Origin of the sequence: Paenibacillus taiwanensis DSM 18679, assembly GCF_000425125.1 — a bacterium.
In the GTDB taxonomy this organism is placed as follows: Bacteria; Bacillota; Bacilli; order Paenibacillales; family Paenibacillaceae; genus Paenibacillus_B; species Paenibacillus_B taiwanensis.
In genome coordinates, this window is the sequence record NZ_KE384306.1 from 444,337 (window position 1) to 465,525 (window position 21,189).

The following is a 21,189-nucleotide window of genomic DNA, read 5'->3' on the forward strand; positions in this document are numbered from 1 at the left end:
TGTGTGGTGGCCTTATGACAGGATTGACTCAACAATCGATATAAAATGTGTTACGATATACGTCGAAACAACGAAACGAAATTGACGTGTCAATTGAACAACGAAGAATGAAATGTGGTGAGCTATCGTGCGAGTGATATCGGGAACAGCCAAGGGCCGTCAACTTAAAGCGGTGCCTGGCAAAGGGACACGCCCAACGACAGATAAAGTAAAAGAAGCGATGTTTAGCATGATCGGGCCGTATTTCGAGGGCGGGCTAGTGCTGGATTTGTTTGCAGGTACAGGAGGTCTTGGAATTGAGGCGCTCAGTCGAGGCATGGACAAAGCGATCTTCATTGATATGGACCCGAAGGCTATAGAAATAATCCGGCATAACGTACAAGCTGCTGGCGTAGGTATGCGCACTGAAATATATCGCAATGATGCTAGACGTGCGCTTAAAGCATTGGCAAAGCGAGGTACAACTTTTGATCTAGTGTTTATGGATCCTCCTTATCGGTTAACAGATGCTGATGCGTTACTAACTGATATGATGGAAAGTGACATCCTTGCTAAGGATGCAACAATTGTTATGGAACATGATGCAGGTCATGAGTATCCGGAACAGATCGGTCCTTTTGTAATATGGAAAAAGGCCAATTATGGAGAAACGACATTAACGATGTATCAGCAGCGCCCAATGACGGAACATGCTGATTCCGATACGTAAAGGAGTCGAAAAGGAATGACAGCACCACTCACGCATCAACCGCGCATTGCCGTCTATCCGGGCAGCTTTGACCCGGTAACATTAGGACATCTTGATATTATAGAGCGTGCGGCCAAGCAATTTGATCGTGTTATTGTTGCCGTGTTAAATAATTTGAGCAAAAAGCCATTATTTACGGTAGAGGAACGTAAGGAATTAATGAAGGAAACGACGGCTCATTTGCCTAACGTAGAAATAGACAGTTTCCGCGATTTGCTTGTGAACTATATGGATCAGAAACAAGCCCATGTTATCGTGCGTGGTATTCGTACCGTTACGGATTTTGAGTATGAATTGCAGATGGCCAGCACAAATCAGAAGCTGAATCCGCGTATTGAGACGATTTTTATGATGACCAATCCGAAATACTCCTACCTAAGCTCCAGCATGGTAAAAGAGATTGCTCGCTTTAGGGGCTCTGTCGTGGATCTGGTTACGCCAGAGGTAGATGCAGCCATGCGCAGCAAATATTCTGAAATGACAGAATAGAGCTGCTAGGCTATTACTTCTCAGCGTGACGAGCGGAAAGCGAAATAACAAATCATACTTATACAGAGAAGCACACTTATAAAAAGGGTGCAAGCCATAAGTAATACGAGTGGCTGCTGCCAACCATCCAATTGCGTAATATAAGGAATAAGATGCATCAGGCTGTGGGAGTCTGCCCCCCATTGGATTGGACTGTTCCCGTAAATAGCTGGGTTTGTTTCAAACACAGGTGCGGCTTGCGCTGAACCTCGCAGCCAGATTTGCATGGGACCCCAAATTACATAAGTGAGGCCAAATGCTACAGCGGCATGAAGCAAACGGAACCGAAGAAAGCGTGAATAACGCAAATCGGTTCCTTTTATTAAGCTGTGAACTTGCAAATGGGCGCTGGCTCCGCTCCAGCCGATGACGGCACCCATTAGTGCAGCTTGAAATACAGGGGAGTCAAATGCAGCGGTGCCGACCGCAAACGTCCCTAAATTAATTTCAAGCAGCCCGTTGAGCATAAAGCTGCCGAATTGCTGGGGGATTGCAATTTTTAACACCTGCACAATGACAGAAAAGATCATCATGTATCCGCCGATCATCATCAATGTTTGTACAGCGCTTGTGACAGAATCTCCAAGGAGCTTGCCTAATGGACGACTATCGAGACGGTGTGCTGTCTCCATAGCCGTCATCAGGCCGGTGCTGAGTGCGGCAGTGGACGTCTTTGCTTCGGTAGGAGACCTGTCCGAAGAGATCGTGTCTGACGTGAATGGTTGAGTTGATGTTTGGAAGCTTGTGGAATGAGATGTGCTCGTGCTATTAGAAATAAAGTTATATTTTACAAGGTCAAACAGCCTGAGAAGCAGCATGGATAAGAGTGCAGCAACCCAGTGCACAATAGCGATAATTAGCCCTGTGTCGGCTTGCTGCATAAATCCAACGCCTACAACAGCAATGATAAATACAGGATTGCTGGCATGAGACAATCCAAGCAATCTCTCGCCCTCTTGCCTGTTGAGTAGTTGTTGACGACGCAGCTTAACGACTGCCTCTGCACCAGCAGGATACCCGGCTGTCCAACCAACTGCCCACGCCCATCCTCCTACCCCAGGAAGTTGCAGCAGCCAGCGCATCACGGGATTGAGGAGCACGCCAAGGCCGTGTACCCACCCATATGCCACAAGCATTTCAGATAAGATCAGAAAGGGTAAAAGGGCAGGGAAAATAATGTTCCACCATACTTTTAGCCCTTGCAAAGATGCTTTAAAAGCGGCATCAGGGTAAGACACAATACAAATAACTAGAATAAGGGCGATGGAACCCGCAATAGCTGTATATAAAGGATGCTGCGATCGATTAGAACGAAGAAAGCGGGATAATTGCATCAAATTCACCTCTTTATAGAGTGGGGGCTTGTCCGATTAATGAATAAACACATCTACCTTATGTTTACGTATCAAAAAAGGTCTTTAGACCTGTAACTGCTAGAGGAGGTACAACTTTATGACGGATGAGCACTTGCCATCTAACAATCCTGTAAAAAGTTCTTGGTCTGCTTGGAAATGGTTTGTTGCCGGATTACTACTTATTTATTTTTTGGTGTTTATGCCTACACCCTATGTCATATATGAGCCAGGCAGTGCAGAAGCCGTTAAACCGATGGTCGAGGTAGCAGCGGGGGACGATGTGGAGAAGGGTACTTTTATGTTGACTACTGTTAGGCGTACGTATGCCAACATGGCGCTACTAGCTTGGAGTTCACTGGATAAGAACACCCAGATCGCAAAGAAGGAGGATGCGCTTCAGGGGCGTTCGGAGGCAGAATACTCAACAGCGCTTACCTTTATGATGAGCGGTTCACAAAGTAATGCGGTTCTTGCTGCTTATAACAAAGTAGGCGTGCCTTATGAGATTGTTAAGCATGGCATTTTTGTCATATACAACGATCCGAAAATTGCACACAATGAGTTTGTGACCAACGACCGTATTGATACAATTGAAGGCATTAAAACAAATGGCTATGAGGATATACAAAATGCGCTGCTCAATCGTAAAGCAGGAGAAACCTTGACGGTGAAGGTGGAGCGAGAAGGTAAATTGATCGATGTAAAAGCAACGCTGGCCGAATTTGTATCTTCTCAAAGTCCTGACAAAAAGAGGATAGGATTTGGTATTCAGTACGGGGAGAAAAAAGAAATTGTTCCTGATGACAGTGGTAAAAAAATATCATTTAAAGACAGTGACATCGGTGGACCTTCCGCAGGGCTGATGTTTACGTTGGAACTGATTAATCGTCTAACACCAGGAGATTTGACACATGGCTATAAAATAGCAGGTACAGGTGAGATTACGCCTGATGGTCAGGTAGGCATTATCGGAGGCATTCAGCACAAAGTAGTTGCTGCGGACCGTGAAGGTGCTGTTATGTTCCTTGCACCTGAGGGCAACTATGCTGAAGCGAAGGCGAAGGTGGATACGATGGACACCAAGATGAAGCTGGTGTCTGTGCGCACGCTAGATGATGCATTGCGTGCGCTAGACGAGCTTGACGCTGCGGGCAAATAAGCCGACGGCTTGCCCATCAGCGCCTTGTTAAAGGGTGCGGTGCGGCGGCTCATAATAGTCACGCCGCGCTGCGCGCCCGCTCCAGTGCGGGTGTGCGGCCGCATATACCGCCGTAGCCTGGGCATCGGCGGTGAGTCCGCAGGGGCCGCCAAGACCGCTGTTCTCTCTAGTCATCTGATGGATGACAGGGAGGGTAGCGGTCTTCTTCATGCGCTTTAATAGTGCTTGCCCCTTTGGGGTGAAGCCGAGCACTCGAATATATGCAGGCCCTGCTGCCAAGGCTTGCGGGCCAAAAGCGTCTTTCGTATGTCCAAGCATAATATGGGTCAGCATACGCTGTAGTTTCGTTCTGGTGTACCGTTTTGTTTTGAGTGCTTGAAGAAGCAAATGTACAGATGGAGCCTCCAGGGTGGACAATTTTTGTATTAAACGATATTCAAGTCCCTCCGTTACCTCCAATATATTCGTTAATTGCTCGCGTGAATCGACGGACAGCTTGTAAAATAACAAACGTGCGAATGACTCCCAATTCACGGGCAGTCTCTCATGTGACTCCTCCTGTTGCAAAATACGTACAGTGGAGGCGGGGACGTATCGTGAGATAGGCATGCTCTGCTTCGTGACTCCAGTCCAAGCATCCTCATTATGGCCAAACAAGAGACGTCGAATAGCCGTCGCGCTTGCAATGGGACTGTTGTTCACCTCCACGTCATGATAGCCTGCTTCTTGTCTCGTAATCGTATAAGCTTTGATCCTGCTGTCTAATCGATGCAGCGCCATCATATAATGCAAGCCTAACGAATTGTTAGGCTTATCCAACCAACTTTCTGCCGAAGCAGCCAAGGTGGAATCACCCTCATGAACAGCGTGTGGAAGTGGTGGTAAGCTGGACTCATGCTCCTGCTGCTCAGAAGGGATGACAGCTGCCTGCTGGCTGTCCTGTGCAGCAAACGCATAAGCAGAAGGATAACTGAATCCTTTCTTTAGAGCGGCTTGCAGCCGCTGTGAGAATGCGGTTGTCTCGCTAGTCAATTGACGTGCGGCATCGCTTATGGTAGTAATATTGCCGATTTCGCTGCCGAAGCAGAGCGCATCGACGACGCCTGTTGCATGCAGAGTGGCAACTGCACCAAAAGCAAACCATTCAGCAGGCTGAACGGCATAAGCAACAGGCAATTCCAGCACAAGATCCACGCCTTGCGCCAGCGCCATATCTGTGCGCGCCCACTTGTCAACCAGAGCAGGCTCGCCACGCTGTAGAAAATGGCCGCTCATGACAGCAACCGACGCATCTGCTCCGGCTACGATCTTTGATTGTTGGAGATGATATACATGACCGTTGTGCATCGGATTATATTCGACAATGACGCCGACTGTACGCATGCTGACCTCCTATTTAATGAACAAATTCCTTCTTATTCCACATCGTCAGACATAAGGAGGCTATTGTTTTTTTGATGAAACTATCATATCATGAAGCAATCGCGTCCGCACAAATAGGCGGCTGCTATGGTCCTTACAAACTGTCAAACGAATTTGGTTGACAAAGCATGAGAATAATCGCTATAATTAATTTTGTTTGTTTGGAGTGATAACATGAACTTTTCTTTTCGGGATACCATTAAAGGTCATAAAGTGCATATCCACGACACATTCCGTGCTGATGAAGTCATCAAGGGACGTAGCGATATTCGCCATATTGAACCGGTTGACGTCGACTTAACTGCTGTATCGGAAAGCGACGACAGAATTGGTGTTAGCGGCCAGTTGAAAGCGGATTTGGGTATTATATGCTCACGTTGCTTGACACCGCATACCGAGACGGTTGTCATTCCGTTTCACGAGCAATTTAAGCTGACGGATTCTACTGATCTTCCAACAGATGACGAGGATGACGTCATTACATTGACGGATGATCGCGTTGATCTGACACCATATGTGGAGGAAGCGGTGTTCGTTCATTTGCCGTACGCGCCTCTATGCAGAGAGGACTGTCAGGGCTTGTGCCCGACTTGCGGTTCGAACCGCAACGACAATCCTTGCGGTTGCTCGAATGAACGAATTGATCCGAGACTTGCAGGGTTGAAAGATTTCTTTAAGAAATAACAACCAACAAAGTTGTAGTACGTAATTTTGGTAAGGAGGTGGGAACATGGCAGTACCTCAAAGAAGAACGTCCAAAACACGCCGCGACAAGCGTCGTACTCATTTTAAATTAGAGGTTCCAGGTATGGTCAAGTGCGAACAATGTGGTGAGTTGAAGTTGGCGCATCACGTATGTAAAGTTTGCGGAACATACAAAGCAAGAGAGATTATCAAACAATAATCTCATACTTATGGAGTTAGCTGCTGTAAAGTTGCATACCTCCAGAACGGGGAAAGTAGTATCTCACTTTGGATGAGGTACTACTTTTTTTGTGTTAGGACGTCTGTATATGTACAGAGGATACTTCCAAAAGGTCCAAAAAATACAGGGAAGGTCCTAGCTGCTAGAAGGAGTTATGCTCCATTTGTAGGGGGAATTAGTTAAGTTTTGATATAGAACAAAAACTGGCGCTTTTCATCGGGCTGATTTTTATATATACTGGTTTAGTACCAGGTTCTAAGATGTACCTTTAACGCTGTGAGAAATAACAGCTTTAAGGGCTTACGTTACATAGCATACGATAATAAAGTATAACTTAACCAATATAGAGCCTTGGAGCGAGGTAAAGGTGGTGCGGGACATCGAACGGTTACCGAAACGACAACGGCAGCAGCAGCTTGTTCATATCATTGAGGATAATCCATTTATTACAGATCAGGAATTGACCCGCATGCTTCGAGTCAGCATACAAACGATTCGACTGGATCGCATGGAGCTTGGTATTCCTGAGTTGAGGGAACGTCTCAAGTTGATGGCAGAGCGTACTTACGATCAAGTACGATCCTTGCCTCTGCATGAGGTGATTGGTGATATTATCGACTTACAGCTGGATAAGAGCGGTATTTCCATCTTTGAAATAAGTGAAGAACATGTGTTTTCCCGTACGCAAATTGCAAGGGGACACCATTTGTTTGCACAAGCAAATTCCTTGGCTGTGGCGGTTATTAATGATGAGATTGCTCTGACTGCGTCAGCTGACATACGATTTGTGCGCTCAGTTAAGCTGGGAGAGAAATGTATTGCGAAGGCATATGTTCGCTCCATCTCGGGCGAGCGCAGCAAGGCTAAAGTGGAAGTGTTTAGTTATGTGGGGGAAGAACTTGTTTTCCAGGGGCACTTTATCATTTTTCGCTCGACAACAGAGATAGTTAGCGTCGAAGGAGGATACAGTCATGAAGATCGTCATTGATGCAATGGGTGGAGACAACGCCCCGCAAAGTAATGTGGAGGGCGCGTGTGAAGCTGCGCGCAACTGGAAAGATATTGAGATTGTGCTTGTCGGTGATGAGGCGCAAATGAAACCGTTTATGCAGCAAGCGCCAGCTAACATAACGGTTGTGCATACAGAAGAACGGATTGAGCCGGATGATGAGCCGGTTAAGGCGGTGCGCCGTAAGAAAGGCGCATCTATGGTTATGGCAGGCCGGATGGTAAAAGAGGGCGAAGCCGATTGCATGATATCAGCCGGTAATACGGGGGCACTCATGACAACAGGGTTGCTCGTTGTAGGCCGGATGGATGGAGTGGAGCGCCCTGCGTTGGCGCCAATGATTCCAACGATGGATGGCAGAGGCGTCCTGGCACTTGATCTAGGGGCCAATATGGATGCAAAGCCGGAGCATTTGTTGCAATACGCGCTGATGGGCAGTATTTATCGCGCAAAGGTGCATGGTATTGAGAGACCTCGAATCGGGCTGCTTAACGTTGGCACAGAAGCAAGAAAAGGGAATGATTTGACCAAAGAAGTGTATCCGATGCTGGAAAAGGCATCTATACATTTTGTTGGAAATGTAGAAGCAAGAGATGTGTTAGAAAGCAATTGTGATGTGCTGGTGTGTGATGGATTTGTTGGTAATATTATGTTGAAATCGTTGGAAGGAACGGCTGGTTCCTTGTTTGGGGTATTAAAGCGTGAGTTTACACGTAATTGGATGACCAAGCTCGCAGCAGCGGTGCTGATGCCTGCCTTGAAACGACTAAAGAAGACGATGGATTACAAAGAACATGGCGGTGCGCCGTTATTAGGATTGAACGGACTTGTAATCAAGGCGCATGGCTCATCAGACAGCAGGGCGATGCTGAATGCAATTAGACAAGCCCGTACAGCCTTGCAGCATGATTTGATTGGTACAATCTCTGCTGAGATTAACGGGAATACTAGCGGGAAGTGAGTGATAGACAGTGAACATGCGATCAGTGGGGATCATTGGAACAGGGAAGTATGTGCCTGAGCGTATCTTAACAAACGAAGATCTGGCGCAATTAGTAGATACAAACGATGAGTGGATCGTCAGCCGTACAGGGATGAAGGAGAGACGTATTGCGGCAGAGCATGAGGCAACATCAGATTTGGCTTACAAGGCTGCCGTGCGGGCTCTTGAATCGTCTGGCATAACGGCTGAACAGTTAGACTTGATCGTTGTATGTACGGTTACGCCTGATATGGCGTTCCCGTCAACGGCGTGCCTGGTCCAAGAGAAGCTTGGTGCTAAGAAAGCTGCTGCATTTGATCTATCGGCTGCTTGCGCAGGATTTATATACGGGTTGGCAACTGCCTCTAATTTTGTCAAAACGGGCATTTATAATTATACATTGGTAATCGGTGCAGAGTGTTTGTCCCGAATTACCGATTACACGGATCGCAATACGTGTGTATTGTTTGGAGACGGTGCAGGTGCAGCGGTGCTTGGTCCTGTAGCAGATGGACGAGGCTTCCAATCCTTTGAGCTTGGCGCGGACGGTACGGGACAAGAACTGTTAAAAATCGAAGGTGGCGGATCACGACTTCCGGCTTCCGTTGAGACGTTGGAAGACAAGCGCCATTATATTTATATGAATGGACGGGAAGTATTTAAGTTTGCGGTACGTATAATGGGCAGTGCTGCTGAGGAAGCACTGGCTAAGGCAGGTAAGACCAAAGAAGATATCGATTTGTTCATTCCGCATCAAGCCAATATGCGTATCATTCAATCGGCTATTGAACGATTGCATGTACCAGTGGAGAAGTGTGTGATCAATTTACCGCGCTATGCGAACACTTCCGCTGCATCGATTCCGATTGCTTTGGCGGAGGCTGCTGAGGAAGGACGACTATCGGAAGGTGATACTGTCGTATTAGTCGGCTTTGGTGGCGGGCTAACGTGGGGCGCTTCTGTTATTACGTGGTAGCTTGCATTAACGAGGGCCGTATTTTCAGCACCTCATCATTAAGATATCGTCAAGGTAGAAGGAGTGGACATGTTGGGTAAAGTAGCATTTGTGTTTCCCGGTCAAGGCGCACAGGCTGTAGGGATGGGACATGACGTTTATGAAAATGTTGCGGCGTCGCGGGAAGTGTTTGACATCGCTAACCGGGTGCTTGAATACTCGCTATCCGATCTGATCTTTAATGGTCCGGAAAATCTGCTCAAGCAAACGGCCAATACGCAGCCTGCGCTGCTTACGACAAGTTATGCACTGTATAAAGCCTTTGAAGAAAAGGGCATTCGACCGGATTTTGTTGCAGGTCATAGCCTTGGGGAGTACAGTGCGCTTGTAGTGGCGGGAGTCATGAAATTCGAAGAGGCGGTAGCAGTTGTACGCAAGCGTGGACAATTCATGGAAGAGGCAGTTCCAAATGGAGAAGGCGCGATGGCGGCTGTGCTTGGTGCTGACCGTGTTAATTTGGGTGCATTGTGTGATGACATTACGGCATATACAGCACCTGTTGAAATGGCAAATGTAAATTGCCCAGGGCAAATTGTCATCTCTGGGTCTACGGCAGGTGTACAAGCAGTCGTGGAACGCGGCAAGGAAATCGGCGCAAAGCGTGTTATTCCACTTGAAGTAAGCGGCCCATTTCATTCAACCTTGATGAAGCCGGCAGCTGAGCGTTTGGAAGCTGCTTTGAGTGAACTAGACCTTCGTGACACCGACATACAGGTAGTCTCGAACGTATCCGCACGCCCTGAGCAGTCAGCTGAACGTATTCGCGAATTACTTATAGAGCAGGTATGTTCTCCGGTATTATGGGAGGATAGCGTGCAGTATATGATTGAGCAAGGCGTAGACACTTTTATTGAAATTGGGTCAGGTACGGTGCTTGCAGGGCTGATCAAGAAAATTGATCGTTCTGTTAAAGTTGTGTCGATTAATAGCTTGGAAGCTATTCAAGCTTTTGAAGGGTGACAGAGTAATCTTTCAGAAATAGGCTGGCAAGCTTTTGATCATGAAGCGATTACGACGTAATTTAATAGCTGCATGACAACTAAACTATGCGGGCATACCCCGCTGCGGAGTATGCCCGTAAATGGGTCAAGGAGGGTAAAGGATGTCCAATGTGGAAGGTAAAGTGGCACTTGTCACCGGCGCATCCCGTGGAATCGGACGCGCAATCGCCATATCGTTGGCGGCTGCCGGAGCCGATGTTGTGGTGAACTATGCTGGCAGCACTGCCGCTGCATCCGAAACTGTCGCGTCTATTGAAGCGATGGGACGCCGCGCCATTGCGGTGCAAGCGAATGTTGGGAAGGCTGAAGAGGCAGAGCAACTGGTGAAGACGACGTTGGAGCAATTTGGACGCGTTGACATTCTTGTGAATAATGCCGGCATTACAAGAGATAATTTAATTATGCGGATGAAAGAGGAAGAATTCGATCAAGTCATTGAAACGAATCTGAAAGGCGTATTTAATTGCCTGAAGGCTGTTACAAGACCGATGATGAAGCAACGCTCGGGCCGCATTATTAATATTTCTTCCGTAGTCGGAGTGCTCGGAAATGCAGGGCAAGCCAACTATGTAGCAGCCAAAGCAGGAGTCATCGGCTTAACGAAGGCTTCGGCACGTGAACTGGCTTCGCGAGGCATTACTGTGAACTGTGTAGCCCCAGGCTTCATTGAAACGGAAATGACCGATGTGTTGTCAGATGACATGAAGGCACAACTGTTGGCGGGTATTCCACTAGCTAGACTCGGCCAACCTGAGGACATCGCCAAAGCCGTGTTGTTCCTTGCATCCGAAGATGCACAGTACATGACTGGCCAGACACTTCATGTTGATGGCGGTATGTATATGTAAGGCTTACCAGTCTATGTTTCATAGACTTTGAGCATTTTTTGTTAGCTATGTTGTATGGCAATTTAAAAAGTTTTCTCGTATAATACCAAAGAGGAGGTGAACCGGATGTCTGCTGAAGTATTTGAGCGTGTAAAGCGTATCGTCATTGAGCGTCTTGGCGTTGACGAAGCTGAAGTTACTCTCGAAGCATCTTTTAAGGATGATCTTGGCGCTGATTCCCTCGATGTGGTGGAATTGGTAATGGAATTAGAAGATGAGTTTGATATGGAAATCTCTGATGAAGATGCAGAGAAGATTACATCAGTTGGTGAAGTAGTCAACTACATACAATCTCATACGTAAGATTGTTGAAAATGAGTCCCGTTCGTACGTAACGTAACGGGACTTCTCCTCATTAATGGAATGGAATAAGTAGTCATGGTATTACGCTACAAATGATACCATGCGTTGAAATATATTCGGGAACTGAAATAGGCTGAGGTGATTTCGATTGAAGCAAAACAGGGTTGTAGTGACCGGTATGGGTGTTGTAACTGCCCTCGGTTCGGACCTTGCCACGTTTTGGAATAATCTAGTAGAAGGCAAGTCGGGAATATCCTTAATCGAGGCATTTGATGTGTCGGATTATCCGACCAAGATTGCAGCGTCCGTCAAGGACTTTAATCCGGAAGCATACATGGATAAGAAGGAAGCGCGTCGTATGGACCGCTTCGTTCAGTTCGCTGTTGCAGCTAGTGTTATGGCACTGGAAGATGCAAAGTTGAACGTAAGAGAGCAGACAGACCCAGAACGTGTCGGCGTTATCGTCGGTTCGGGCATCGGTGGTTTAGGGACATGGGAAGATCAGCATACGGCCCTGATGGAGAAAGGCCCTAAGCGTGTGAGTCCATTCTTTATTCCAATGATGATTGCCAACATGGCTTCGGGACAAGTGTCCATGACCGTTGGAGCTAAGGGGCCTAACACGGCGGCAGTATCGGCTTGCGCCACAGGCACGCATTCCATTGGTGATGCATTTAAGATCATTCAACGTGGTGATGCTGACGTGATGATATGCGGCGGTGCCGAAGCAACGATTCGCCCACTTGGTATGGCGGGTTTCTGCTCGATGCGTGCGATGTCGACACGCATCGAGGAGCCAGCACGTGCTAGCCGCCCGTTCGACACCGAACGAGACGGCTTTATTATGGGCGAAGGTTCCGGCGTACTGGTTATTGAGTCGCTCGAACATGCGGTAGCACGTGGAGCCCATATTTATGCCGAGATCATTGGCTACGGTATGAGTGCCGATGCACATCACATGACAGAGCCAGATCCGACAGGACCTGCTCATTGCATGAGACGTGCGCTGAAGGATGCAGGTTTGAATCCAGAGGACATTGATTATATCAATGCTCACGGTACATCGACTCCGGTAGGGGACAAGTCAGAAACAACTGCGATCAAGCATACGTTTGGTGATTATGCTTACAACGTAGCGATCAGTTCCACAAAGTCCATGACAGGGCATCTGCTTGGTGCAGCCGGTGGTGTGGAAGCAGTTATATGTGGTCTTGTATTGGAGAAGGGTTGTATACCTCCTACGATTAACCTCGAGAATCCAGACCCACTATGTGATCTGGATTATGTACCAAATGTTGCGCGTCATGTTGATGTCAACGTAGCGATGTCTAACTCGTTTGGCTTTGGCGGACACAATGCAACGCTAGTATTAAAGAAATACGAAGCATAAGGGGTCAGGCAGTTGAGTGCAGATATGAAGCAATTACAACAGAAACTGAACATTTCATTTCGGAATCGGCAGCTGTTGAAAATGGCATTCACTCATGCATCCTACGTGAACGAACACCGCTTCGGACACCACCAAGATAATGAGCGTTTGGAATTCCTTGGTGATGCCGTGTTGGAGTTAACGGTCTCTGAATTTTTGTTTGACCAATGTCCGACACGGCCGGAAGGTGAGCTAACGAAGATGCGTGCATCAATCGTATGTGAACCTTCTCTCGTCAAATTTGCGAATCATCTCGAATTTGGACAGTACGTCTTGCTAGGCAAAGGCGAAGAGCTGACAGGGGGCCGTACACGGCCTGCTTTGTTGGCTGATGTGTTTGAGTCGTTTATTGGCGCGCTGTATTTGGATCAAGGACTGGATCCTGTCCGTGATTTCTTGCGGCGCTTCGTCTTTCCACACATTTCGCTCGATGGTAAGTTGCAGACGAATGATTACAAGACGCAGCTCCAGGAGCTAACGCAGCATCACAATTTAGGCGTGCTGGAATATCGCATTGTCGAGGAGCGTGGACCGGCGCATGAGCGCGAGTTCGTATCCGAGGTGTATATGGGAGAACAATGTTTGGGTCGCGGAGCAGGCCGCTCCAAGAAGGAAGCGGAGCAGCAAGCAGCAGCACAAGCTCTTGAACATGTAGTCATACCGAAATCATAACGTACTGAGGGCCGGCGCGATTGCCGCCGGCTCGTTTCGCAGAAAGAGCAAAGAACAGCGTGCGAGACGGGGCAGAAGCCATACCGTTAGTGGCTGGTTTTTGCTCTTTCTTTTCCGAATGGGACAACTGAGCTTAGTATATGGGCGCATAACCGCAGTCGGATAAGCGATTCGAGTATAAGAGAGACGTTGAGGTGAATAAAGAAGGATGTTCTTAAAGCGGTTGGAACTGGCAGGCTTCAAGTCGTTCGCAGATCGAACCGAGTTGGAGTTTGTGCAAGGGATTACGGGTGTCGTAGGTCCGAACGGCAGCGGTAAAAGTAACATTTCGGACTCCATCCGCTGGGTGCTTGGCGAGCAGAGCGCAAAGTCACTGCGTGGGGGCAAGATGGAAGATATTATTTTTGCGGGCAGTGATGCTCGTAAAGCAGTGAACTATGGGGAAGTGTCCTTGACGCTGGATAACAGCGACGAGGCGCTGCCGCTTGATTATAACGAAGTGACCGTCACACGACGCGTTCATCGCAGTGGAGACAGTGAGTACTTTATTAACAAGCAGTCGTGTCGGCTGCGTGATATTACCGAGCTATTTATGGATACCGGCATCGGGAAAGAAGCCTATTCGATAATTGGGCAAGGCCGTATAGAGGAAATTTTGAGCACACGATCGGAAGATCGGCGTGGCATATTTGAAGAGGCGTCAGGTATTGTGAAGTACAAGTCGAGAAAAAAAGATGCAACGAGAAAGCTCGATGAGACGGAACAGAATTTACTGCGAATCCATGACCTCGTGACTGAGTTGGAAGATCAAATTGGACCACTACGAGAACAGTCGGAGAAGGCACGCCACTTCAAGCAGCTTCGAGAATGGCTGAAAACAAAAGAAATTGCGGTATACGTACACCAGATTGAGCAGCTTCACCACAATTGGCAGGAAGCAAATGACAAGCTGGCCCGTTTGAAAGAGAGAGAACTATCGCTTTCTACCGTTGTAAGCGAGCATGATGCCAAGCTGGAGGTTCATCGGATCGAACTTCGTAAGTTGGAAGAAGAGCTGGAGAAATACCAAGCTACGCTGCTTCATTACAGCGAAGAATTTGAGAAATGTGAAGGGCAAGGAGAGGTGCTGCGTGAGCGTAAGCGCAATCTAGTTGCGAATGAGCAGCAGCTACAGCAGTCTATCGCATTGACCTCCGAACGGATGCAGGCTAAGCAGATTGAGCTACAAACTGTGCGAGACAAGCTCCGCGATGTTGAGATTGAGATTCAAGAAGTGAATCACCTCATACAAGCAGAGCAAGAACGGCTAGTTGGTGTTGCTGGTGGAGCTAGCTCTGATGCTGAGGAGTCGCTTAAAGGGCAATTGCTAGAAATTATGAATCAGATGGCCCAGCAGCGCAATGACATTCGGTATTATGATCAGCAAAAAGAAGCGCTTCAGAAGCGACTTGATAAGATGTCTGCGGGCCGTAATAAGCGTGAAGCTGAACAGAAAGAACTGCAAAAGAAAATGAATGATACCAGACGCCGTATGGAATCAATGGCTAATGATCTGGTTTATATACGGAATCGTTACATGCAGGAGAGCGAGCAGTTAAAGCAGGATGAACAACTGCTCGAAGAAGGACAGCAGGCGGTGCGCAAGTGGCAGCAGAAGTATGATTCAATTGTGTCGCGTCGTGATACGATGCAGGAGCTTCAGGATGATCTCGACGGCTTTATGCTTGGTGTGCGCGAAGTGCTGAAAGCTGCCCGACGCCCTAATGGTCTAGCGGGTGTTCATGGGGCAGTAGCAGAGCTTATAAGAGTTCCGGAGCAATTAGAAACGGCTATGGAGACAGCCTTGGGAGCGGCACTACAGCATGTTGTAATGGAAAATGAATCTGTGTCCCGACAAGCGATTTCATTTTTAAAGCAACGTCAACTTGGTCGAGCAACGTTTCTTCCATTAGACGTTATTCGAGCACGCTCCATGCATGATTCGGATCGTCGTGTTGTTGACGGTATGGAGGGCTTTGTCGGCATTGCCGCCGATCTCGTACAGACACAAAGCGCTTATACACAAGTGGTCGGCAGCTTGCTTGGTAATGTCGTAATTGCGAACACACTTGAAGATGCAAACCGGATTGCGGCAAAGCTTAATTATCGTTATCGTGTAGTTACCTTGGAAGGTGACGTCGTTAATGCTGGCGGCTCCATGACGGGGGGAAGTCTGAATAAGAAATCTGCAAATCTGCTTGGCCGTCAACGGCAGCTCGAACAGCTTGGCAAGGAGATTACGGAAACGTTAGCTCAGCTCAAGAAGCTGACAGATTCCATAGCCGAGCTGAAGCAGCGTACAACTACTGGTGTGAAGCGTTTGGATGACTTACGTGAGCAAGGAGAAGCCAAACGAATTAGCGAACAGCATCTGGCAAGCGAGCTTCAACAAATTGAAAAAGAAGAACGACAGCTGCATACACAAGTAGAAGCGGAGCAACAGGAGCTTGCTCTTGCAAGCGACGAGATGAGAACGCTAGAGGCGGGACGTCTTACGGCAGAACAGCGTCTCGCTGAACTGAAAGTGGACGAGGACCGCATGCATGTGATGATTCAAACAGCAGAATCGGCAAGACGGGCCAGTGAATCCGAGAAGGAAGAATTGCAATCACAACTGACTGATTTAAAGGTCCGTCAAGGTAAATTGGATCAGGAGATATTCTCATTAAGTGAGCAAGCAGGGCGAGCTGAACAGGAATCTAAGACGTATGAGCGGGAATATTCGCATCAGACGCAGACGTTAATTCAGGTTCAGATTGATTTGGAGACAGTTGAACGCGAGACGATGAAGCAGACGGAAGACTTAAATCATTTTGGTGTGAAAAAGCAAGAAGCGATGACGAGCATCGAATTTAAGCGTGCAGATCGGGCAGTATCCGTTCAAAAGCTGGATCTGGCTGAAAGTGATACACGTGAACAGCGTACGGAATTAAAGCAAGTAGAAGAAGCGATGCGGCATACGGAGATTCAGGCGAATCGTCTGGACGTCGAGCTGGACAACTTGCTGCGTAAGCTAAGTGAAGAATATGAGATAAGCTATGAACTGGCGAAGCATCGTTATCCGATGCCTGAGGATATACAAGCGGCACAGCTAGAGGTTAAAGATTTAAAACGGCAAATTTCCCAACTTGGCGAAGTGAATCTTGGCGCAATTGAAGAATATGAGCGTGTTCATGAACGCTACCAATTTTTGAGTGAACAGAAAAACGATCTAATCGAAGCCAAAACAACACTTTATCAAGTTATTAAAGAGATGGATGACGAAATGTCCAAAAGATTCAAACATACTTTTGACGCGATTCGCAAGCAATTTGTCGTCGTATTTTCGAAGTTGTTTGGTGGAGGACGTGCTGATCTTGTCCTAATTGAGCCGGATCGTATATTGGATACAGGCATTGACATTGTAGCCCAGCCTCCGGGCAAAAAGCTGCAAAATTTGCAACTGCTTTCTGGTGGAGAACGTGCGTTGACGGCTATGGCACTATTGTTTGCCATTTTACATGTGAAGCCGGTTCCGTTCTGTGTATTGGACGAAGTAGAAGCAGCATTGGATGAGGCAAACGTGACACGATTTGCGCAATATTTACGTGAGTTTTCGGAACAAACCCAGTTTATTGTGGTAACTCACCGCAAAGGTACGATGGAAGAAGCGGACGTCTTATACGGTGTCACGATGGAAGAAGGCGGCGTATCGAAGCTTGTATCGGTTAGACTGGAAGATGAAGAAGCAATCATTGCATAGAGCGGAGGAAGACAATGAGCTTTTTTAAGAAGCTAAAAGACAGTATAGCGGCAAAAACGGAAGCTGTAACATCTATCTTTAAAGATGGTCTGGAAAAAACCCGTAAAGGGTTTGTGGAAAAAGTGACAGATCTGATCACACGTCGCAAAAAAATTGATGAAGAATTTTATGAAGAATTAGAAGAAATTTTAATTGGTGCGGATGTTGGCGTTACGACAGTAATGAATTTAATCGATGATTTGCGTGCTGAAGTGAAGAAGCGCAAAATTGAGGAAGCGAAGGACTTGCAACCGATTCTTTCGGAGAAGCTGATTGAACTGCTGCGTGGTGATGAGGCCAACGATTTGCACATGAAATCTGACGGATTAACGGTCATTCTATTTGTAGGTGTGAACGGAGTAGGGAAGACAACAACAATCGGCAAGCTAGCACACCGCTTTAAACAACAAGGCAAAAGTGTACTTTTGGCAGCTGGAGATACGTTCCGTGCAGGGGCGATCGAGCAATTGGAAGTGTGGGGACAACGAGTTGGTGTCGATGTTGTGAAGCACCAGTCTGGCTCAGATCCAGCAGCGGTCATGTATGATGCGGTTCAGGCTGCCAAGCAGCGAAATGTTGATGTACTGCTCTGTGATACAGCTGGTCGTTTGCAAAACAAGTCTAATCTGATGGAAGAGCTGAACAAAATATTCCGAGTTATTCAGCGCGAAGTTCCTGACGCGCCGCATGAGGTATTAATGGTACTGGACGCTACGACCGGACAAAATGCGCTATCACAAGCGAAGTTGTTCGGAGAAAAAAGCGGAGTTACAGGATTAGTATTAACTAAGCTTGATGGGACAGCTAAAGGTGGTATTGTTATTGCGATTCGTCAGGAACTCAACTTGCCCGTGAAGTTTGTTGGTCTAGGCGAGAAGATGGATGATTTGCAGCAGTTTGATTCGGAACAATTTGTGCATGCCTTATTTGCAGGCTTGATTCAAGAGCAGGAACAGAAAGAACAGTCTGAAGCACAATAGGCTGCATAGAACAGGACTGTCTAACCTACGGTTGGACGGTCCCTTTTTATTTGTAGTGTTCAGTAGATAGGGGACTCAGTTTATTTAAAACACGGGGATACGCAAGGGGCGTCCTTTAGTTTAGTTCTTTTGCATGACTAAAGAGACGACCCTTCATAGGATGAATTCTGATGAAGTCAATGATGATGCGCTATACTCCAACCCGTCTACTGTGCGGAATGCAGAGACACTTTATTACTCTATGTAAACAGTGAATGGTCCACACAAGCAGATTTTGTATGACGACGTAACCAAATACCAATTATGGAGGAGACAAAGAACATTAGACCACCTGTCAAATATACAGCTCTCGCTCCAAAAGTGTCGGCAATCAAACCGCAGAACACGATCGATAAACCAAACAGGATAGTGGATAACGATTGTTGGGCCGCAAAAAGTATCGGCTGTTCCTCCAACGGAATGATGCGCTGAATATAGGTGCGCTGAGCCACATCACGCAGCTGATAGCATGGACCCATAATAAGAACCAACAACAGGGCAACGTAGGGAGTGCTATTCCAAGCATAGCACAATACTAGCAAACTGAAGCTGAACGAACCGATGATGATAGATCGTACCAGGTGATGCTCCACCTTATTTGCTAACTTGACAATTAATAATCCCCCAAGTAGAGTCCCTGCATAATAGGCTGCATTAATATACCCCCACCAAGCCTCTGTCTGGCCAAGAATTTGTTGGACAAACACAAGTGTAACCGCACCAATCCATATGCCGCTGGCTATGCCTTCGATGATATCCATAATGGTGATCATCCTGACATGGGGCAGCGTAAAGAGAATGCTCCAACCAGACCATAAAGAAGTCTTAGAAGTTGTCGATCCGTGACTTTCCTGCAGACGTACACAGAACAAAATTAAGCTGCTTAGTCCTAATAGAAGAGCACTTAGCTGGAGCACGGGAATTTCTCCAAATGTATGTATAATGATACCTCCAACGGTCCAGCCAAATAAGGATATCATTTGCATGCCGGTTGAGACTAGGCTGTTGGATTTCACCCACTGATCTTGCCGTACAACTCGTGGAAATATAGCAGATGAAGCGGCAGATGCAGCACCTTCCGAATATCCGATACATGCTGCGCAGACAAGAGCCGTCACCATAAGAAGGTTATTCGAGAAGTTGTTCTGAAAGGGCAGCAGAGCAAAGGCAAACAACATACCAAGCATGAACTGTAACAGTTGAAAACGGTGGGCGACTATGTGCAAGGGGTACTTTTGATACCAAAAAGGTAACGATAAACCACTTAATAACACAGCTAGGGAGCGTACAAAAGTAACGGTCCCAGCCAGTAAAGCGGACTTTGTTGTTCCGTATATAATTGCTATCCATGTCATTAACCAAATAGAGCTTGCTAGACTGGACAGTGATCGGCTTGTCCAAAGCATGTAGAACAATCGATTCATCATGTTCACGATCCCTTATCACTTAGTAAACAAAAATGTTTTATAAGTGTATCATCGTTTTCCATCATCTGTCTATACGGAGCTGCGCTGCAATTATCCAATTGCAGTGCAGCTGCATATATTGTTAATCCAAAAGGGAATAGTCAGGTGCGGAGGGGAAGATGTAATGACAAGTAATCGAGCACAGCGGGAAGAATGGGCAAATACTTGGACACATGGATGGGGACTCGTCCTTAGTATCGTTGCTAGCATAGCACTGTTTATAAAGGTCGGATCGAGTGGTACCGCAGGGCAGTTAGTAGGTGCATTTGCTTACACATTTTCATTAATGTTAATGTTTACAACTTCATGCCTTATGCATCGATTGCCAGAGGGGACAAAGAAGGAACGATACATTATGTATGATCATATGGCTATCTACATATGTATCGCTGGCACGTATACACCATTTCTGCTATTAAAAATAGGTACTTTTGCAAGTGCTGCACTGTTAATAGCGATATGGATCGTTACCATTGCAGGTGTGGTGTGGAAAAGATATTATACCGGCAGATTTATATTATTATCTACGCTTATTTATCTCGTCATGGGATGGTCTGTTGTATTTATTTGGGATCATTTAGCAGTTGCCTTGTCCATTGAGGGAGTTAGGTGGCTCCTGAGTGGCGGAATAGCCTATACAATTGGTATCATCTTCTTTCTATGGAGGGCGTTGGTCTATCATCATGCGATCTGGCACGTTCTAATTGTTATTGGCGCAGCTTGCCATTATGTGTGTATGTGGAAGTATGTATTCACATGAAGTAACACCCAAATACCCCTGGTCTCATCTTATCCATGAAAGGGGTATTGTAGCGGGCGATTAGCCTGTAGGTTGTTCGTTATTACTAGACCATCCGTTGTTATTTCCATAATACTGTCTCAGTTCTTTCACATAATGACTTTGTTTTCTAGTGTCAAATCCGTTAAATAACTGATGCTGTTCAAGCACGTAATCCCCGTTCAAGTGTGCAATAGTACGATCGACGGTTTGGATAAGGGTCTGGAGACGTTCTGCTTTCTTTAATAGCAGTTCACGATGATGGCTTAATGCTTCTAGCTGGTCGAATGAATCTTGAAAGATCAGTTCTTGAATTGTTGACAATGGCATGTCTAGTTCGCGAAAAAAAAGGATGTGTTGAAGCTGAACGAGCTGGGCTTGCTCATAATAGCGATAGCCGTTATCTCCGTAGTAAGCGGGGTTTAGCAAGCCGATCTGATCATAATAACGAAGTGTACGAATACTTACGCCAGATAGTTCCGATACCTCTTGAACGGTGTAGGCCATGAGTCATCTCCTTTCGTGATACTAGCATAAAGGATGACGTAACGAGAGAGTCAAGTATTATTTCATCAATCGGTTACTGTCTCTTCCTTGTTTCTAGGTATGAATGATAATAATATGATTTGCTTGTGAATCTCATAGTGACAACGCTATCATTTTGATATTAT

At 46.7% G+C, this 21,189-nt stretch carries 20 protein-coding genes; 16 read left to right on the plus strand and 4 right to left on the minus strand.

Going from position 1 to position 21,189, the window contains the following annotated elements:
- Nucleotides 1-127 precede the first annotated feature (127 nt).
- Together rsmD and coaD are read left to right on the plus strand one after the other, a co-directional pair.
- Nucleotides 128-709: a 16S rRNA (guanine(966)-N(2))-methyltransferase RsmD gene (gene rsmD, locus H509_RS24945; RefSeq protein WP_051286950.1), complete on the plus strand. Its 582-nt coding sequence runs from the start codon at nucleotides 128-130 to the stop codon at nucleotides 707-709.
- 15 nt (nucleotides 710-724) lie between these two features.
- Nucleotides 725-1,237 (plus strand): pantetheine-phosphate adenylyltransferase, encoded by a 513-nt coding sequence (gene coaD, locus H509_RS0110860; protein WP_028545106.1) that lies wholly within the window; start codon nucleotides 725-727, stop codon nucleotides 1,235-1,237.
- A 20-nt stretch (nucleotides 1,238-1,257) separates the two neighbouring features.
- Here coaD and H509_RS28180 read toward each other — a convergent pair whose 3' ends face one another.
- On the minus strand, nucleotides 1,258-2,610 hold the full coding sequence (locus tag H509_RS28180; RefSeq protein ID WP_028545107.1) for a nucleoside recognition domain-containing protein: 1,353 nt from the start codon (nucleotides 2,608-2,610) through the stop codon (nucleotides 1,258-1,260).
- A 118-nt stretch (nucleotides 2,611-2,728) separates the two neighbouring features.
- Between H509_RS28180 and H509_RS0110870 the strand changes: the two genes are divergently transcribed.
- Nucleotides 2,729-3,790, plus strand: coding sequence for a YlbL family protein (locus H509_RS0110870; RefSeq protein WP_028545108.1), 1,062 nt, complete (start codon nucleotides 2,729-2,731; stop codon nucleotides 3,788-3,790).
- Between the two features lie 27 nt (nucleotides 3,791-3,817).
- On the opposite strand, the gene H509_RS0110875 is transcribed toward H509_RS0110870, so the two are convergent.
- Complete coding sequence (locus tag H509_RS0110875; RefSeq protein ID WP_028545109.1) at nucleotides 3,818-5,173, minus strand: nucleotidyltransferase; 1,356 nt, start codon at nucleotides 5,171-5,173, stop codon at nucleotides 3,818-3,820.
- Between the two features lie 213 nt (nucleotides 5,174-5,386).
- On the opposite strand from H509_RS0110875, the gene H509_RS0110885 reads away from it, so the two are divergent.
- From H509_RS0110885 to ftsY, 12 genes are all read left to right on the plus strand, one after another.
- Nucleotides 5,387-5,896, plus strand: coding sequence for a YceD family protein (locus H509_RS0110885; protein ID WP_028545110.1), 510 nt, complete (start codon nucleotides 5,387-5,389; stop codon nucleotides 5,894-5,896).
- 46 nt (nucleotides 5,897-5,942) lie between these two features.
- On the plus strand, nucleotides 5,943-6,116 hold the full coding sequence (gene rpmF, locus H509_RS0110890; protein WP_028545111.1) for a 50S ribosomal protein L32: 174 nt from the start codon (nucleotides 5,943-5,945) through the stop codon (nucleotides 6,114-6,116).
- Nucleotides 6,117-6,504: 388 nt separating this feature from the next.
- Nucleotides 6,505-7,125: a transcription factor FapR gene (gene fapR / locus H509_RS0110895; protein WP_028545112.1), complete on the plus strand. Its 621-nt coding sequence runs from the start codon at nucleotides 6,505-6,507 to the stop codon at nucleotides 7,123-7,125.
- Nucleotides 7,109-8,107 carry a phosphate acyltransferase PlsX gene (gene plsX, locus H509_RS0110900; RefSeq protein ID WP_028545113.1) on the plus strand — a complete coding sequence of 333 codons (999 nt, stop codon included), beginning with the start codon at nucleotides 7,109-7,111 and terminating at the stop codon, nucleotides 8,105-8,107. Before fapR ends, plsX begins: the two co-directional genes overlap by 17 nt.
- 16 nt (nucleotides 8,108-8,123) lie before the next feature.
- Nucleotides 8,124-9,104, plus strand: a complete 981-nt coding sequence (locus tag H509_RS0110905) for a beta-ketoacyl-ACP synthase III (protein ID WP_036697216.1) — start codon at nucleotides 8,124-8,126, stop codon at nucleotides 9,102-9,104.
- Nucleotides 9,105-9,176: 72 nt separating this feature from the next.
- Nucleotides 9,177-10,103, plus strand: coding sequence for an ACP S-malonyltransferase (gene fabD / locus H509_RS0110910; RefSeq protein WP_028545115.1), 927 nt, complete (start codon nucleotides 9,177-9,179; stop codon nucleotides 10,101-10,103).
- Between the two features lie 142 nt (nucleotides 10,104-10,245).
- On the plus strand, nucleotides 10,246-10,992 hold the full coding sequence (gene fabG, locus H509_RS0110915; RefSeq protein ID WP_028545116.1) for a 3-oxoacyl-[acyl-carrier-protein] reductase: 747 nt from the start codon (nucleotides 10,246-10,248) through the stop codon (nucleotides 10,990-10,992).
- A 105-nt stretch (nucleotides 10,993-11,097) separates the two neighbouring features.
- Nucleotides 11,098-11,334, plus strand: coding sequence for an acyl carrier protein (gene acpP / locus H509_RS0110920; protein WP_028545117.1), 237 nt, complete (start codon nucleotides 11,098-11,100; stop codon nucleotides 11,332-11,334).
- A 148-nt stretch (nucleotides 11,335-11,482) separates the two neighbouring features.
- Entirely contained in the window at nucleotides 11,483-12,724 is a 1,242-nt protein-coding gene (fabF, locus tag H509_RS0110925) for a beta-ketoacyl-ACP synthase II (protein ID WP_028545118.1), read from the plus strand.
- Nucleotides 12,725-12,736: 12 nt separating this feature from the next.
- Entirely contained in the window at nucleotides 12,737-13,435 is a 699-nt protein-coding gene (gene rnc / locus H509_RS0110930; RefSeq protein WP_028545119.1) for a ribonuclease III, read from the plus strand.
- 208 nt (nucleotides 13,436-13,643) lie between these two features.
- Nucleotides 13,644-17,216, plus strand: coding sequence for a chromosome segregation protein SMC (smc, locus tag H509_RS0110935; protein WP_028545120.1), 3,573 nt, complete (start codon nucleotides 13,644-13,646; stop codon nucleotides 17,214-17,216).
- 14 nt (nucleotides 17,217-17,230) lie between these two features.
- Nucleotides 17,231-18,235, plus strand: coding sequence for a signal recognition particle-docking protein FtsY (gene ftsY, locus H509_RS0110940; protein ID WP_028545121.1), 1,005 nt, complete (start codon nucleotides 17,231-17,233; stop codon nucleotides 18,233-18,235).
- A gap of 239 nt (nucleotides 18,236-18,474) precedes the next feature.
- Here ftsY and H509_RS0110945 read toward each other — a convergent pair whose 3' ends face one another.
- On the minus strand, nucleotides 18,475-19,701 hold the full coding sequence (locus H509_RS0110945; RefSeq protein WP_245596024.1) for an MFS transporter: 1,227 nt from the start codon (nucleotides 19,699-19,701) through the stop codon (nucleotides 18,475-18,477).
- A gap of 163 nt (nucleotides 19,702-19,864) precedes the next feature.
- On the opposite strand from H509_RS0110945, the gene trhA reads away from it, so the two are divergent.
- Nucleotides 19,865-20,500 carry a PAQR family membrane homeostasis protein TrhA gene (trhA, locus tag H509_RS0110950; RefSeq protein ID WP_028545123.1) on the plus strand — a complete coding sequence of 212 codons (636 nt, stop codon included), beginning with the start codon at nucleotides 19,865-19,867 and terminating at the stop codon, nucleotides 20,498-20,500.
- Between the two features lie 60 nt (nucleotides 20,501-20,560).
- On the opposite strand, the gene H509_RS24950 is transcribed toward trhA, so the two are convergent.
- Nucleotides 20,561-21,025 (minus strand): MerR family transcriptional regulator, encoded by a 465-nt coding sequence (locus H509_RS24950; protein WP_051286952.1) that lies wholly within the window; start codon nucleotides 21,023-21,025, stop codon nucleotides 20,561-20,563.
- Between the last annotated feature and the right edge of the window lie 164 nt (nucleotides 21,026-21,189).